Below are 16,929 nucleotides of genomic sequence, written 5' to 3'. Positions count from 1 at the left end.
TAATAGAAAGGACAGTGGGGATGCAAAAAACGGTGCTTGAGAATCAATCAGAGGCAATCGTTAATTACAATCGGATGAGCTATATCATTAACGGAGAACAAACGTTTGTCAACAGCGCGGCCATCCATTATTTCCGGATGCCTAGAGAAGAATGGCGGGAAGTGCTCGTTAAAGCCAAATTGGCGGGGATGAACTGCATCGATACTTACTTTGCCTGGAATGTGCATGAACCGGAAGAAGGGCAATGGAGCTTTGAAGGCGACAATGATTGCGGCGCCTTCCTCGATTTATGCGCGGAGCTTGGGCTTTGGGTCATTGCCCGGCCCGGCCCGTTCATTTGCGCGGAGTGGGATTTCGGCGGATTTCCGTATTGGCTGAATACCAAGAAGGGAATCCGGTTTCGAGCCTTTGACGAATTGTATTTAAGCTATGTCGACCGTTACATGGATAAGATCATCCCGATTATAAGCGAGCGGGAGGTCGGTAACGGCGGAACGGTAATTTTAGTTCAAGTAGAGAATGAATACGGGTATTTGGCGGATGACGAAACGGCCAGCGATTATATGCTCCATCTCCGGGATGGAATTCTTAAACGCGGAGTGAAAGTGCCTCTGATAACGTGCGTAGGCGGTGCTGAGGGAACGATTGAGGGCGCAAATTTCTGGTCGAATGCGGATCATCATTATAAACAGCTTGTCGACAAGCAGCCGGATATGCCGAAGATCGTAACGGAGTTTTGGACGGGCTGGTTCGAGCATTGGGGGGCATCCTCCGCAACGCAGAAGACGGCCGCGCTGTACGAGAAGCGAATGCTGGAGGCTCTTCGCGCGGGCTTTAGCGGTATTAGTCATTATATGTTCTTTGGGGGAACGAATTTCGGAGGATACGGCGGCCGGACGGTAGGCGCAAGCGATATCTTTATGGTTACTTCCTACGACTACGATGCTCCGCTTAATGAGTACGGAAGAGTAACGGCTAAATATAACACCGTAAAGCGGCTGTCTTATTTTGTTCAGGCTGCGAAGGAGCTTCTGCTTAACGCCGTGGAGGGAAACGGAGCGGCGGCAGCGCTGCAGCAAGGGTATACTGCCCGGGTAAGGGAGAAGGGCAGTGAGCGTATATGGTTTGTGGAGAGCGCGAAGGAAGAGCGCGAGACGACGAGTATGCTACTTGGCAGCGGTCGGACGATTCCGGTTACTCTAAATCCCGGCGCCATTCTTCCGGTCCTCGATCGAATGAAAGTAGAGCCAGGCGTTTATTTGACCTGCAGCACTTATTTGATTGGCAACGAGATGCTGGATGGCAGGCATACACTGATTATCACGGCTGACAATGGCCAGCGCTCATATTTAGAGCTTGAGACGGAGCAGGAAATTCGGGTAACGCATGATGGCGTGAGACGTCAGCAGCTGCTGGATGGAGGACAGAGGCTTATTTTAGATTTGTGCCATTTTCAAGAGGCGCAGCTTATTGATTTGATGATCGGGGAGAAGCCCTACCGCATTGTCGTAATCAATAAGGACACCGCCGACCGCTCATGGCGAGTTGTAGAGAAGAGCGGAGTGCGCTGGGCAATCGGATATGCCGATTTGGATAGAATGCCGGATGGAAGTTTGAAAGCGGCACTGGACGTAAGCAGTGAGCAGCCGATTCATTTGGGGGAGTGGAGCTGCCGGCAATCGACGCAGGATGATTCTGTTTCACCCTATGTGCACCTGAGAGCCCCAATGCTAGAAGGATGGCAAACGGCATCATGTAAGCTTTCGGCAGATGGAGGGCAAGCTGCGGAGCAGCCGGTCGATTTCTCCGGGCTGGGCCAACCCTTCGGTCACTTGTTATACGAGTGTGAATTTGAATCAGGCAACCGGACCGAAACGCAGCTCGTTATTCCTAAGCTGGAGGATACGGCCAGAATCTATGTGAACGGGAAGGAACAAGCGCTTGTTCGGAGAGTTGGCGCAGCGGCGGTAAGGATCGAAATTGAGCCTGACAATATCAATAAGATACAAATTCTTGCGCAAAATATGGGCCGGTTGAATTTCTCGCCATACCTCGGGGAAGCAAAAGGGATTGCTGGTTCCGTTTACTGGGATGGTCAATCGCATGACTTGCGAAGAGAGTGGCAGGCGGGTAATACCTCTTTGCACCTGGACGAGGTCATTTCGCTTGAAGGCGGAAGCATGATTCGCAATACTTTCACGCTGGAAGGCTTTAATCGTGCGGTATTGGTAGGCGCGCTAAGCAGCAAGATGAAGATTAACGGACAAGAGGTAACGATTCCCGGTTATCAGGATTGGTTCTCGCATCATACGCTCGACATCTCAGCTTATATTTGTGAAGGTGTTAACGAGATTGAAATGGCCTATATCAAATCACCGGTTGAGCGGCTGGAGCTGATTGCGTATTCTTCTGAGAAGGAATTAAAGGGCTGGCACATCGCGAATGTCGACGAGCTTGAACGCGAGGATATTGTCTTCGACGAGGGAGTATGCGCAGGGAAGCCGGTTTGGCATACGGTACAATTCGCGAAACCCGCATTGCCCGCTGATGTTAACGCGAAGCTTAAGCTACGATTAACGGGGATGAGTAAAGGGGTTGTTTGGCTTAACGGAATAAACCTGGGCCGGTACTGGCAAATTGGTCCTCAAGAGGATTATAAAATACCAATGGCCTGGTTGAAAGAGCGCAATGAACTTGTCCTGTTTGATGAAGCGGGCGTAAGCCCAACGAATGTAAAGCTTCTCTATGATCCGCATTCGAACAAACGGTGGGTACCGATCGGTTAATTATAAGAAAAATGTGGACCCTGGGAAGGTGAATTAATCTTATATAACGGTCTGCAGCCATGGAAAAGAGACTCTCCAGACAGAGTCTCTTTTCTCATTCATAAACGGAGTGAAGATGGTGATACTGATTATGTTAGGCGGGCACGAAGGTCCTAAGAGCAAAGGCTTCTTATACCGACGGCAGCTCGTTAAAGAACGCTACTTCGTTGATCGGAAGACGCGTAGTCGGGTGTCCCGGATTCGCTGCTTTGCCAAGGGCAATCAGCATAACCGGCGCGTAGTGTGCGGGGATTCCGAACGCTTCCACGAACTTCGCTTTATCGTAACCGCCCATAGGAACGGTATCGTAGCCTTTGGCGCGGGCGATGAGCATGAGCTGCATGGAGATCAGGCCGCCGTCGACCATGACGATTTGGCGGGCCGCTTCAGGCGGCAAGCTCGAGTACATGCCGACCGTGCGCTCCATGAACGATTTGGCCGTATCCGCCGGCATAAAACCCGCTTCGACTGCCTGGCCGTAGATTCTCTCGGCCTTCTTGTAGCTTTCCACATCGCCGAGCACGGCAATGACCGCCGATGCATCGAGCACCTGTTGTTGGTTGAATGCGATCGGATGAAGCTTCTGCTTCAATTCCGGTGAATCGATGACGAGAAAACGCCATGGCTGCAGGTTCGAGGACGAAGGGGCGAGCGTTGCTTGCTCCAGCATTTCAGTAATTTCTTCGCGCGAGATCTTTACCGATGGGTCGTAGGCACGGACGGAACGACGTTCCTGAATGACGTCGAAGAACATCTTTTGCTCGAGCGGCTGAACGGTTTGTTGATTAGTCATCATAATTCCTCCTCGTGAATACATACATACTGAGATTAATAATGCACAGTTAATAATAAAAATAGATTCCGGATGCAGCATGCGATCCGGTATTTTCTGTGGACATTTTAGCACAGTATAAGTTGAAAAAAAAAGCACTAACTGTTGCTGATATTGCACAGTATAATCCCGGAGAGCCGGTGTTGTCAATAATTGTTTTCCCCTGGTTAAAACGTCTTGGGAGACATCCTCCGAACCAGGTCAGCGATCGTATACCGGCTAAGCACCTCGCGCAAGCTCTGGTCCATCTCGGCCGTAATATCCGAGAAAACTTCCTTCATCTCGATTCCGAACGTGTGAGTGCCCGTCGAATCTTTAATCCCGAAGCAGAGCGGACTGCTCACCTGAAATGCACTGTAAACATCCACAAGGTTAATCGACTCCGGCGCTTTTTTGAGCCTGTAGCCGCCGTCGCGGCCTTCACGGGTCTCAAGGAATCCTTCTCTCGCGAGAATCGCCAGAACCCTCCGCATCAGAGTAGCTTCCGATTGCAAATAATTCGCGATTTCGACGCTTGGACACGTCTGGATATTTTCTTTGGCCAAAATGATCAAAGCCTGAACTGCGAGGCCAAACCATTTGGGATGATAGTTGCCCGAGCATTTATCCAGCGTCATCTCATCGTCTCCTTTCGAGGTCCGGTGTTATGCGATATCCGCATGTTCCTGAATTGTATCGCGAACCGGCCGGATTGAGCAAGGTTTTAATCTGATTTTTTAACAAAAAAGACGGTCATTTGAATAGTTTTTCCTTGATTCAATAAACTATAATTTGAAATGTAAGCACTTTCATTCTTTGGGTGGAGTCATCTTTTTCGAGCAGCAATTTTCTGTCCCATATTTATAAGCCGGAAGGAGGTTGCCAGAGTGATCTTGAGTGTTTGCCGCGGTTCTACGGTTCTACGCTGATGATGGCGCGTGATACTATTAGCTCACAATCCACACAAATCTGTGACAAGCAAATTTTTACTTAAAAAAGAGGAGGCTTTCTAATGAAAAAACTAACAGCGGCTTCATTAACTTTCATATTGTGCTTCGCCTTTATGATTGGCGGCTTCGCATCTGCGTCCACGCCAACCGTTTACAACTTTAATTTTGGCGCAGGATCTGCAGTTCCGGGCTATATTGGAGTGAGCGCTTCCGACGCATACACTCCCGAGAAAGGGTATGGTTTTAATACACCTCAAGACATAATTAATGTTGCAGCATCCGGTTCAGGCGTGGGAAGCACAGCGGTTCAGTTTGTAAAGTACGGGGTAAAGAGCGCAAACACATTCAATGTTGATTTAGATAAGGGTCTTTACCGGGTTCAGGTGATGTTAGGGGACACAAATAGGGCGAGCGTAGCGGCTGAAGGTGTCTATCAACTTTTAAATTTAACGGGAGCCAATCCTGAAGATTCATTTCTGATTCCTATCACAGACGGACAATTAAATCTCATTGTAACTGCAGGCAGAGAGGGTACCGCCTACACATTGGCCGCTCTCGTCATTACCAAAGTGTCGAAATTTGCTACGATGCCCAGAACGATATGGATCGGTGGGGATTCGACAGTAAGCAACTACTATCCAAAGGATGCCGATGAACTCGTCGGTTGGGGACAAATCGTACCGGAGCTTGTTAATCCGGAGATCTTTAAGGTTAGAAATATGGCTTCCGCCGGACAAGTTGCAAAAGGCTTCTTGGAAGGCGGATCACTGGAAACAATCCTTAAATACATTAAAAGTGGAGATTATTTCCTGTTTGAAATGGGTATCAATGATGAGAAGGCGTATTCTGAAGGTCAATTCAAAATATACATGCGGCAAATTGTCGAGGCGGTGAAAGCCAAAGGGGCGACAGTCATCTTAGTGCCTCCTCAAGGGCGGGCCATAAGCTGGACTACGGATAGCAGTGGGAACCCGGTGCACAATGCCGAAAATGGTTTCTATAGGCACACAACCATTGCTTTATCGAAAGAACAAAATGTCGGACTTGTGGATCTCAACGTTCTAAGCTCGGCTTACTTTACTTCCATAGGGCCGGTAGAGACGGATCTTCTTTATAAGACCGGTGATTGGTTGCACTTTAATCGCAAAGGCGCCACAGTCCTTGCTAAGCTTGTCGTGCAGGATATGCAAAAACAAGGTATGGATGGCTTTGACTACTTGATAAGCTTCTAACGGTTACATGCGGTTGAATTTATCGTTGATATTGCGAAAGGGACACATTCGTTAGAGGCTGTTGCCAGTATTCTCAAACAATTTACTGTTTGAAAAGTAAGGAGGCGCTTGGCAAGGTGACATGCCTCCACCATCACCCGACCGCTAACGGTCGGGTTTTGCATATTAGGAGAGTAAATTGGTGTGTTTGGCGTTTTTACACCAGGACCAATCAAAATCTGGCATTAACATCTGCATTAATAAGGTAATATAAAAATTAAAATATTCTCTTGTAAAAACATTAATTACGTAATAATATTATTATTGAAAGCGCTTAACAGTGCGAGGCATTTTTTTGTGGAGGGGGGACATGTATTTCTATAGGTACCAAGCAAATGGCGGGGAAGATGCAGCTTTTCATAATAACCGGAGTCACGCCGTTATTCTATGAATGCGCTTACAATTTGTGGAATGTTGAAGCTAAATCGTGCATTTAGGGAGGTTCACGGGCTTGAGAAAATTATGTTCAATTTTTAACTGCGTAATCCTTACATTAACTTTGGTTCTGCCTGCTGCGGCATCTGCCGAGGCGGTTACAGAGAAGGAAAAGAATGTGCCGGCAGCTTTGGTGAGGCTTGATAAGACTGATCTTGCGCTTGCGGTTGGGCAATCCGATACATTAACCGCAAATATTACTCCTCCTGTCGCTACCGACAAAAGCGTGCAGTGGTCCTCCAGCGATCCGGCGGTTGCCGCGGTTGACGGCAGCGGAGTTGTTACCGCGGCTGCAAATGGGACAGCCGTTATTACAGCAACATCTGCATCCAATCCGAAGGCGTCGGACTCCGCGACGGTCACCGTTTATACGGTGCCGGTTGGACAGGTGACACTGGATAAGTCTGAAATAAACTTGGTCGCCGGATACAAAGAAACGTTAAGTGCGACCGTCCTCCCGGACAATGCGACTCATAAAAATCTGGTATGGACCTCTACTCACCCGGAGATCGCTGCGGTAGATGCGAACGGAGTCGTTACTGCGCATAAGCAGGGCACGGCTGTGATCACCGCCGCATCCGTTTCCAATCCGGACAAGACGGCTTCTGCCACGGTTACGGTCAGCTGGGGCTTTACGGTGCCTCCGGAATTCCAGAACGCGTCTGTCCATGACCCGTCCGTGATTCTCGTTGGGGATACTTATTATGTTTTCGGATCACACCTTGCCGCCGCGAAGTCCAAGGATTTGATCAACTGGACCCGTTTTGCCGAAGGCGTCAACGCTGATAATCCATTGTTCGACAATGTCCTGGAAGAGCTCAAGGAAGCCTTTGAATGGAGTACGGTGCAGGGCTTATGGGCGGCGGATGTCATTCAATTGCCGGACGGCAAATTCTATATGTATTACAATTCCTGCCAAGGAACGTCACCGCTGTCGGCTATGGGGGTGGCGGTAGCGGACAATATCGAAGGACCGTATGTGAACAAGGGTATTTTCGTCACCTCCGGCAAGGGTAAGGCTCGGGACGGAATAACCAACTACAATGCCGTTATCCATCCGAACGCTGTCGATCCGGACGTATTCTTCGATAAAGAAGGCAAGCTGTGGATGGTATATGGCTCCTATTCCGGCGGCATCTTTATTCTGGAGATGGATCCGAATACCGGTCTCCCGCTGCAAAACAGCCTGTTAAATATGGAGAACAACGGATATGGCCGTAAATTGACCGGCGGGTACCATACACGCATTGAAGCGCCTTATATTCAGTACGTTCCGGCAACGGACGATTACTTCCTGTATGTCACCTTCGGCGGCCTGGATTCTGTGGGCGGTTACAATATGAGGATCGCTCGGGCGGATAACCCGGCTGGACCTTATTATGACGCCGAGGGCAATAATATGATCAATGCCACAGCGTCGCCCGGCGCGCAGGCCTTTGACGACAAAGCCATCGAACCGTACGGCGTGAAACAAATGGGCAATTTCCTGTTCAGCAATCTGGATGCGGCTCAGAATTATCCGACCTACGGATATGTTTCCGCAGGCCATAATTCAACCTATTACGACAAGAGCAGCGGAAAATGGTTCAACATTTTCCACAGCCGGTTCCCGTTCCGGGGAGAAGCTCACGAGATCAGAGTACACCAGCTGTTCATGAATGAGAATGGCTGGCCGGTGCTCGCTCCTCACCGATATGCAGGGGAAACGATCGCCCCGGTCACCGAGCAGGATGTGGTCGGCGGGTACCATTACATCAACCATGGGAAATCCATCACGAAAGATATTACACGGTCCGTGTTTGTAGAATTGAACCCCGATCATACGATAGGCGGATCGGTGTCCGGCACTTGGGAGCTGCGCGGAGAACACTTTGCCAGGTTGAACGTGAACGGCGAAGTTTATGATGGCGTGTTTGCCCGCCTGTGGGATCCCACGACGAGCGATGTCGTCATAACCTTCAGCGCGATTTCGAGCAAGGGCGTTGCCGTGATGGGCAGCCAATTGGCTCCGTTATCCGACAAGCAGGCTGTAGCAAACACGTATAATTCACTGACGCTGGGTGATACGAGCAGAGTGTACGGCAATATCGCGCTGCCGACACAAGGCGCACGTAATGCAGTTGTTACCTGGGCTTCCTCTAACCCCGCGGTCGTAACCGAAACCGGAGCAGTCACCCGTCCCTCCGAGTCCGAGGGGGATAAGGCGGTCGAACTGACGGCAACGATTACGATGGGCAGCGAAACAGCTTCCAAGGTCTTTACCGTAATCGTAAAAGCGGTACCAAGCGATCCGCTGGCGGACGGTCTAACCGCACACTACAGGTTTGACGACAGCTTGTCCGAAGCAACGGGGCAGCAAAACGAAGGAACCGTTACAGGCAGCAAAATTGACAATACGGGCGGAAGCATCACCTACAGTACAGGGGCTTTAGGCCATGCTGCGGTGTTCGACGGGGCATCGGGCGTGAGACTTCCTGACGGATTAATCAAGGGTGATGTATATTCCGTCTCGATGTGGCTCAATCCGAAGACTCTTACAAGCTTCGCCACAACCTTCTTTGGAGCGGCTTCGACGGATAGTTGGGTCAGTCTAGTACCGCAGTCGTGGGACTCGAACCTGATGCTCTGGTCTGGCACGGCATGGTATGACGGCATTACCAATACGAAGATGCAGACAAATGCCTGGGCGCACGTCGTATTTACGGTCGATAAAGGCAATCTGAAGGTATATGTAAACGGTGTTCAGAAATTTACAGGCTCGAATTTTCCGAACGTATTTACGAATGCCGACGGAGTATTCGGACTTGGGGTGAACTTCTGGGATGCGCCTTTCAACGGATCGATGGATGATCTTCGGGTCTATGAAATCGCGCTGTCCGCTGACAAAGTAAGCCGGTTGTATAATGTTGATCCGGATCCGGGTGTGCTTGTAGAGCAGATCGCGGTCGGGTTCGCAGAGAAGCAGATCGCGGTCGGGACGAAATTCACGCCGCAGGTGGCGGTGCTGCCGCTCAACGCAGGCAATAAAGCGCTTGAGTGGTCATCGGCAAATCCGGCAATCGCCGCAGTCGATCCGGTGACAGGCCAGGTGACGGGCGTATCGATCGGAACGACGACGATCAAGGCTTTGGCCAAAGACGGCAGCAATGCCTCGGCGAGCTACACAGTTGTTGTTACGGGCGGTCTTGTCGCACATTATGCGTTTGAGAGTAATCTGGCAGACTCTACCGGTCAGAGAACCGCCGGAACCGTAACAGGGAATAGAATTAACAATACGGGCGGTATCATCACGTATGCGGCGGGTAAATCCGGGAAAGCGGCGGTCTTTAACGGTCTTTCCGGCGTTCGCCTTCCGGACGGACTCATTTCCGGCAATGTATATACGGTGTCGATGTGGCTTAACCCTACTGCGCTGACGGAATTTACGACGACGTTCTTCGGCGCCAGAACGACGGACAGTTGGATTAGTTTTCTCCCGAAGGGCCATGGATTCGTCAATAACGATACGATGCTTTGGTCGGGTACAGCGTGGTATGATGCGGGCACAGGCATGAAGATGAAGGCAGGAGAGTGGGCGCATGCTGCATTCACGGTCGATAACGGCAATGTGAAAATCTACATCAATGGAGTTCTTAAGTTTACCGGTACGGGTTTCCCGAATGTGTTTACAAACTCCAGCGGCGTGTTCGGCCTCGGGGTCAACTATTGGGACATTCCTTATAACGGTTTGATGGATGAGCTAAGGGTTTACAATATGGCGCTAAGCGGCGCGCAAGTGGCCGAACTGGCCAAGTGATTTAAACAGGCTGCCGGGAGTTCCCGCTCGGCAGCCTGAAATATCAATCAACCAAATATCAGTCATTGACAAAGTCGGACCATTCGACTATAGTTGCATGTGCAAACAACTATAAGACAATCATTTTGTATGACCTGAAGGGGAGTGTTTGCTGTGGACAATCGGATTTGTTTGATTACAGGGGGCAATTCAGGTTTTGGCAACCGCCTTGGAGCTTGCGAACAAGGGAGCAACCGTAGTCATTTTATGCAGACGCCGGGAGAATGGGGAAGCCGCGGTCAAGGAAATCAAAGACAAAAGCGGAAACGAACGCGTGGAGCTTATTGTCGCAGACCTCGCTTCACAGAAATCGGTTCGTCAAGCCGCGGAGACATTCAAGCAGCGCTTCAATAAGCTTTCATATTGTTTACGAAAGAGCTCGCACGCCGGTTAGAAGACAAGCCGATTACTGTTAACGGCTCCGGGTATTATCAGGACCAACCTTATGAATAATATGCACTGGATTCTAAGAACCATATTCGGTCTTATATCTGCAAATCCGGCAGAAGGGGCAAGAACACCGGTCTATTTGGCGTCGTCGGCGGAAGTGAGAGGCGTGAGCGGGAAGTTTTTCGCGGGCTGCAAGCTTGCCAAAACTACAGCTAATGCCGACAATGCCGATGACGCAAGAAAGCTGTGGGATATTTCGATGCGGCTTATCGGCTCCGGAAGTTGACAATGATTTTGGTGAAGGTGTAAGGTTGTTGGTACAATCATACAGGAAGGAGAGGCGCAGATGTTAGAAAGCTACTTTCAGAACTGCATGTTCTTTGCATCGAATCTGCTGAATCGGGCTATCGGCAAAATGGCGGACGAGGAGTTCAAACCGACAGGCTTATCACCCACATTTGCTTTTTTGATGATGGCCGTGCAGGAACAGCCTGGCATCACCCAGAAGGAATTAGGGGAAGCGCTGCATGTCACTCCTTCTACGATTACCCGTTTCATTGAGAAGTTGGTTTATAAGGGCCTGGTGACAGCCCGAAGCGAAGGGAAAAGGTCTCATGTTGAGCTTACACCTTTAGGCATCGAACGCATGGAAGTCATCAGGGAAGCATGGAAAAACCTGTTCCGTCGTTACTCCGAGATTTTGGGTAAGGAAGAAGGAAGAAGTATGACGCGCATGCTGTATGACTTAAGCAAGAAGTTAGACGATAAAGTTTAAGTCGGTTAACATAAGGTTCAAATAATAGTATAAGCTATGATAAGAGATAAGAGAGCGCCGTGACAGGTGCTCTCTTTTTCTGTTATTTGGCGTTAATAGATGATACAAGAATCGTCATGCATAAGATTTAGTAGAGGTGGACTGCAGCTTGGTTCGAAGGATGCATCTATTGTCGATTTCCCGGCCTTTTATTGGGTTTTGTCAAAAATTCGCAACTTTAATAGAAAAATAATGTCGAAAAAGGGTTTTTTAAGGGGGTTTTTTAGAAATTGTACAGATTTGCTGTTTAACATAGTAAATAGGGCCCAGAGGTGATACAAGGCTGCTTCACTTTGGGGTTAAGCATGCAGCGGCCAAACAGAATAGTCGAGAGGAGAAATCAAATTTTGAAACAGAGAGTCGTAGGGAAACGTTTAGTCTCACTTTTAATGTCGCTGTTTCTGCTGGTAGGAGCAGTGACGCCTACCGCGTTTGCGGCAGGGGGAGGAACTGGCGGCGGAGCTACTTTTTTTACCGATACCGATAATTGGGGCGGACTGGATTCGGGAGGTAACGAGAATGCTGTAGATCAGGACCTTGACTTTGCCGCTAAAATAGGAAACGGCGATCCCTTATATCCTATTGAATTCAAAATCGAAAACGTTCAACAGATACCTGCAGAAAGTGCTTATTTACTAATTCGTGCGCAGGATGTGGACGAGTATGATGGAAATAGCGGCACGGGGGAATGGGACCGTGTTTATTTTTCATCGACCCCTACGGATATCGTGTTAGGAGCCCCTTATACCGATTGGGCTCAAAGTCCTAACAGCACCCTGGCAGGCCAAGATAATACTTATAAAAGAGAATTTACGCAGAGCACCTACATCGGAGCTCTTTCCGGTAACAACAATTTATGGAATACGACAGCCATTAAATTAGATAGTGCGGCTCTTAGCAGGATTCAATTAGGAGATAACTTTGTCGGTATTTCCACACATCATTATTTTGAGGCTACCACTACTTTCAGCGATTGGGTCGTCAATGTCGATTGGGGCCAGCTTGTAATTGACGGCGGTGCCCGGACTACTGGCGAAATTACAACAGCGGGTGTCGAGGTTCAGAGCGGTAAGCTCATTATCGACCCTGAATTTCTGCCGAAGACTAACGGCAATTTTGCAATGGAAATCAATGTGATCCAGGAAGTGGAGAACGGCGGCGGTGACATTGTCGAGCAGAACCTGGTAACTTCGCAGCAATTTTTTCCGGGAGCCGTGCAAGGTGAATTGGAATCCCCGGCAGCTCCTATTCAGCTTACGAACGCTACTATTGATCCGACAAAAGAATACAAAGTAAATATTATTTTGTTCGACAACAGAGACGGCAGCAGCTTTAACCCTGGTGAAGCCCAGCATATTTACACGCTGTCCACCTTTGATCCGAAGGTTTCGGATATCGTGAAACCAAATGCGCAGCAGTATGCCCCGACTGTATTTACCGGTCAGGAATTTCAGGATAAATTCACTAAAATTAACAGCGCTCCTTTAACCTTGAACAAGGTTAAAATCGTCTCAATTCCGGATCCGGAATTCGGCGTTCTCCAAAGCGTAACGGGAATTGTCTATGCAGGACAGGAAATCCCCTTCGATGAGTTAGACGATCTGCAATTCGTACCAAATCCGGACGGCGGCTTCGATGAAGCGGTCACATTCCAATGGAACGGCTATGATGCCGCTAAAGGCAAATATGCCCAGTTCAATGCTGATGTAACCATCACGCCTAATCTGGCCCCCAGCGCCGGCGATATAGCGATTCCCGTCAATAAGGGCACTGCAGAAGTACCTGTAGGCGATCTTATTGAAAATGCTTATTCCGATGCTACTGACCCTCTGGCAACGGTGCAAATCGTCCAAGTGCCGGTTACCGGCACATTGGTCTATCAAGAAGGCGGGAATGGCGATCTGAAGGTCGCCGCAGATGGCGAAGAGATTTCTGCAGTCGAACTGCAATCTCTCAAGTACATCCCTTCATCCCCGGAACAAACCGGGCCTGTAACGTTCCAATGGAACGGATCGGATGGCACGCAATATGGGCAAGAACCCGCAACTGTTACGATCAGCATCAATACACCACCGATCGTAATCAACACAGCGGAAACGGGACTTGAAGGGCAGCCTGTTACCATATCGAAGAACGATTTGGTCTATGTGGATGATGACGGCGACACATTGACTAAAGTGCGTATTGCCGTTCCGGCCGCCGACAAGGGGACACTTCAATATAAGACTGTCACCGGGACGACATATGTAGATGAAGAAAATAATGAGATTAATTTCGCTGATCTCGAAAGCCTGGTTTTTTATCCCGCACCGGGACTGCCGGTAAGTGAGCCGGTCGTTCTGCAGTGGGAAGGGTACGACGGTAAGCAATACTCGGAGCTGCCCGCTAATATAACTATCACTTATGATGGTATCCCGATTGCAAAACCGCAGGTTGTGGATGTGGAGGAAGGAACGTTATCGATTCCGGTTACGCTGGTTGGCGAAGATGCGGAAAACTCGGAATTGGCATATAACATTACCGCACAGCCAACGAGCGGAACGCTGCAGCAGCAGCAGTCCGGAGAATGGATCTATACGCCGGACCCTGACTTTAAGTGGGGAACGGATAAATTCTCCTTTACTGTGACGGACAGCGTCTATCAACAGCAAAGCACACCTGCCGAAGTCATTATAACGGTTCACCGGTCACTCGACGGATGGGTAGGGGACAAGGAGCTTGGGGATCCTGCAATTGTCAAAGCTATTCCAGGACAGCCGCTTCCATTATCGGCAGTAAGCTCGCTTCTGGCTGATGAAGTCACTGCGACGGTTGATGGAAAGCCCGTTAAGCTTACTTTGATGAATGCAGACACTTACCAAACCGATGGATTCAAGAAATGGGAGAATGCCAATTTCATTCTTCCGTCAGCAACGGCTGCAGGACAATATACGGTAACCTTCGAGGCCAGGAAATCCGATAATTCCTTGCTTCCGGCAGAACCGGCGTCCAAGCTGTCCGACAATAAGTTTGAATTAGTCGGAATGGGGCTGGAGCTGAGCGCCAATCCGGAGAGAATCGTGGGAGACGGCAATTCGACCACCGAGCTGACGGCTTTGCTTGTGGATTCGGACGGCAATCCAATCTCCGGGGTTGAAGTGGAATTCAGCGCTCCTAAAGGGTCGTTCGTAGGCTCTAATAAAGCTGTCACAAATGAACAGGGGAAAGCGGTCGTAACGTATAAATCGGAGAAAATTACAGGTATCAACGAGCAGCAGATTCCGGTTACGGCCAAAGTATATGATCCTTCCAAAGGGTTGTTCGGGCAAGATGAGATTAAGATATACTTCCAACCGGCGAGCATTAACGGGGTCATTACCAAGGGAGACTCGAACCAGCCGGTTGCCGGTACGACGGTACGCGTAACGCTCGATCTCAATGGAGACGGGAAGATCGAAGCAGGCGTGGACTTTGACCGGACGGTTGTTACCGACGCCAACGGTGCGTATTCGATTCCGGTTCCGAAGGGGGACGCGGAATACAATCTGCAAATTACACAGCAGGTTCTTGTAGGCGGAGTAGAAACGCCTGTAACCTTCAATCAGAAAGCCAAGGTCGGTGAGGTAACCGGCAGCAATGACGAGAGCTTCGATTCCGAGAAGACCGTAACCGGTATCGTCCTCTTCAAGAATCCGGACGGCAAATCAAGTCTGATCAGCAATGAATTGATTGGCAAAACCAAAGTGTACCTGAAGGATGCCGGCGGAAATTATGTTTCCGAGGGCGGCGTTCCGAAAGCATTCGAGCTGCAAGCTCAAGGTCTGTTCAATGCGGACGGATTATCCGTAGGCGATTATACGCTGGAAGTCCGCTATGAATTAGAGCCCGGCGTAGAAATTACCATAAGCCGCGGGACTGTCGGCGTTAAAGCCAACGGTGAAATGAACATTACCGAGGAACTGGTCGATCCGTACGGGACGATCACGGACGCCGTTACAGGCGCGACTATCGAAGGTGCGAAGGTCGTTCTGCACTATGCGGATACACAGCGCAATAAGGACAATGGCAGAACACCGCACGGGAAAGTTACTCTTCCTGCGCTTGTCGGCTTCGAACCGAACAATAACGCGAGTCCGGAGCAGTACAGCGACGTGCATGGTTTCTACGCGTACATGGTTTTCCCGGAGACGGATTATTATCTGGTCGTTACGAAGGACGGGTACCAGACGTACACGAGCCCGACGATTTCGGTAGAACGGGATATCGTGAGACATGACCTTAAATTGAACCCGTTCTCGGGAGGCGCTTATTTCCCGCCGGCCAAGCCGGAGGTATCGCTCAATTTATCCGTGGACAAAAATCTCGTGGAAGAGGGCGGACAATCGACCATTACGGTTGATTACTCCAATAAATCCCTTACTTCCATGGTATCCGGAAACGTTACAATAACACTGCCGGAGGGCGTGGAAGTTGTAGATGCAGACGGAGGCCAAGTTAGCGGAAACAAGATTACATGGGCGGTTAAAGATCTGGCCGCAGGGCAAAAAGGAAGCTTCGCCGTCGTTGTCAAGTGGCCGCAGCTGAATGCGCAGGAAGCGTCCTTCGACGCATCGGGCGAATTCTCCGTAAACGGTAATTCGGCCGAGCCGGTGAAGGCACAGTCGGCAATCAAGATTCAGGTGTTCTCGAATCGTTATGCCAATCTGCAGCACCAGCGCTATATTCTCGGATTTCCTGACGGTCTGTTCAAGCCGACTCGTTCACTTACGCGTGCCGAACTGGCTGCGGTTGTCGCCCGTCTCGCGGAGAACGGCGAACCAGCCGAATCACTGAGCTTCATCGATGTGCCGGCCGATTTCTGGGCCGCGAAATATATCAAGATTGCAGTGAAGAACGGTTACTTCGGCGGGTTCGAAGACGGTACGTACCGTCCCGATGCGCCTGTCACCAGAGGCGAGCTGGCAGCAGTAATGACACGCTTCCTCAAGCTTAATGTCGGTCAATCCGACGAGCAGCATTTTTCCGATGTAAAGGGACACTGGGCAGCTTCCGCTATTGAGCAGTTGTACCGCAGCAAATACGTCTTGGGCTATCCTGACGGAACGTTCAAGCCGGGCAACAGCATATCCAGGTCCGAGGCTGTAACGCTGATTAACCGGATGCTGCACCGCGGACCTCTCAAAGGCATGGAAGTGCAGTTCCCGGATATTCCGGAAACTCACTGGGCATTCGGAGATGTGCAGGAAGCCACTGTCTCGCATGAGTCGATCCGTAATGCGGACGGCAGCGAGACATGGGTGAAGAACATTAATGATAACGTCGAGTAACGGGGCGTAAGGTTTGTTGAGTAAGGATTGATTATACCCGGCCGCAGCAGTTAAATGCGCGGCCGGGTATTTTTTTATCTGAAAGGTGTGGAAGGGTGAGATTATTGAAATCAAACTTGAGTATGTGATGCCGGGGAAAGCCGAACGCCCCTTCCTTGACTTCCCCATTCCGAAAAGGTATCATTATTTTACTATTATGTATACGCTTACATAAAATTGATAAAAGTAATCAATTTCTAGGCTGGAAAGAAGGTGGAAGGCATATATAGTTTGTTTTCAGAATATTCTATCT

Annotated in this window: 9 protein-coding genes; 7 read left to right on the top strand and 2 right to left on the bottom strand. The window is 49.7% G+C overall.

From position 1 onward, the window contains the following. Positions 1–20: 20 nt before the first annotated feature. Entirely contained in the window at positions 21–2,786 is a 2,766-nt protein-coding gene (locus tag KZ483_RS00135; protein ID WP_220350816.1) for a beta-galactosidase, read from the top strand. Positions 2,787–2,955: 169 nt separating this feature from the next. On the opposite strand, the gene KZ483_RS00130 is transcribed toward KZ483_RS00135, so the two are convergent. Both KZ483_RS00130 and KZ483_RS00125 read right to left on the bottom strand, forming a co-directional pair. Continuing rightward, entirely contained in the window at positions 2,956–3,621 is a 666-nt protein-coding gene (locus KZ483_RS00130) for a nitroreductase family protein (protein ID WP_397376136.1), read from the bottom strand. 203 nt (positions 3,622–3,824) lie between these two features. Beyond that, the gene (locus tag KZ483_RS00125) at positions 3,825–4,274 is read right to left on the bottom strand and encodes an RrF2 family transcriptional regulator (protein WP_220350815.1); all 450 of its coding nucleotides are present in this window, start codon (positions 4,272–4,274) and stop codon (positions 3,825–3,827) included. A gap of 374 nt (positions 4,275–4,648) precedes the next feature. On the opposite strand from KZ483_RS00125, the gene KZ483_RS00120 reads away from it, so the two are divergent. The 6 genes from KZ483_RS00120 (at position 4,649) to KZ483_RS00095 (ending at position 16,637) form a co-directional block, all read left to right on the top strand. Continuing rightward, positions 4,649–5,818, top strand: a complete 1,170-nt coding sequence (locus KZ483_RS00120) for a rhamnogalacturonan acetylesterase (protein WP_220350814.1) — start codon at positions 4,649–4,651, stop codon at positions 5,816–5,818. Positions 5,819–6,308: 490 nt separating this feature from the next. Then, complete coding sequence (locus KZ483_RS00115) at positions 6,309–10,088, top strand: LamG-like jellyroll fold domain-containing protein (RefSeq protein ID WP_220350813.1); 3,780 nt, start codon at positions 6,309–6,311, stop codon at positions 10,086–10,088. Between the two features lie 196 nt (positions 10,089–10,284). Next, on the top strand, positions 10,285–10,521 hold the full coding sequence (locus KZ483_RS00110) for an SDR family NAD(P)-dependent oxidoreductase (RefSeq protein WP_220350812.1): 237 nt from the start codon (positions 10,285–10,287) through the stop codon (positions 10,519–10,521). 51 nt (positions 10,522–10,572) lie between these two features. Then, positions 10,573–10,803: a Rossmann-fold NAD(P)-binding domain-containing protein gene (locus KZ483_RS00105; RefSeq protein WP_220350811.1), complete on the top strand. Its 231-nt coding sequence runs from the start codon at positions 10,573–10,575 to the stop codon at positions 10,801–10,803. Positions 10,804–10,863: 60 nt separating this feature from the next. Further along, positions 10,864–11,292 carry a MarR family winged helix-turn-helix transcriptional regulator gene (locus tag KZ483_RS00100; protein ID WP_220350810.1) on the top strand — a complete coding sequence of 143 codons (429 nt, stop codon included), beginning with the start codon at positions 10,864–10,866 and terminating at the stop codon, positions 11,290–11,292. 386 nt (positions 11,293–11,678) lie between these two features. Continuing rightward, positions 11,679–16,637 carry an S-layer homology domain-containing protein gene (locus KZ483_RS00095; protein WP_220350809.1) on the top strand — a complete coding sequence of 1,653 codons (4,959 nt, stop codon included), beginning with the start codon at positions 11,679–11,681 and terminating at the stop codon, positions 16,635–16,637. Positions 16,638–16,929 lie beyond the last annotated feature (292 nt).

Source organism: Paenibacillus sp. sptzw28 (assembly GCF_019550795.1).
Classification (GTDB): Bacteria; Bacillota; Bacilli; order Paenibacillales; family Paenibacillaceae; genus Paenibacillus_Z.
Note: the sequence above shows the minus strand (reverse complement) of the source record. Positions and strands in the feature narration are given on the sequence as shown.

Coding starts and splice junctions, on each gene's coding strand:
- KZ483_RS00125 (WP_220350815.1), bottom strand. CDS start 4,274: ATGACGCTGGATAAATGCTCGGGCAACTATCATCCCAAATGGTTTGGC.
- KZ483_RS00100 (WP_220350810.1), top strand. CDS start 10,864: ATGTTAGAAAGCTACTTTCAGAACTGCATGTTCTTTGCATCGAATCTG.
- KZ483_RS00130 (WP_397376136.1), bottom strand. CDS start 3,621: ATGATGACTAATCAACAAACCGTTCAGCCGCTCGAGCAAAAGATGTTC.
- KZ483_RS00105 (WP_220350811.1), top strand. CDS start 10,573: ATGAATAATATGCACTGGATTCTAAGAACCATATTCGGTCTTATATCT.
- KZ483_RS00135 (WP_220350816.1), top strand. CDS start 21: ATGCAAAAAACGGTGCTTGAGAATCAATCAGAGGCAATCGTTAATTAC.
- KZ483_RS00120 (WP_220350814.1), top strand. CDS start 4,649: ATGAAAAAACTAACAGCGGCTTCATTAACTTTCATATTGTGCTTCGCC.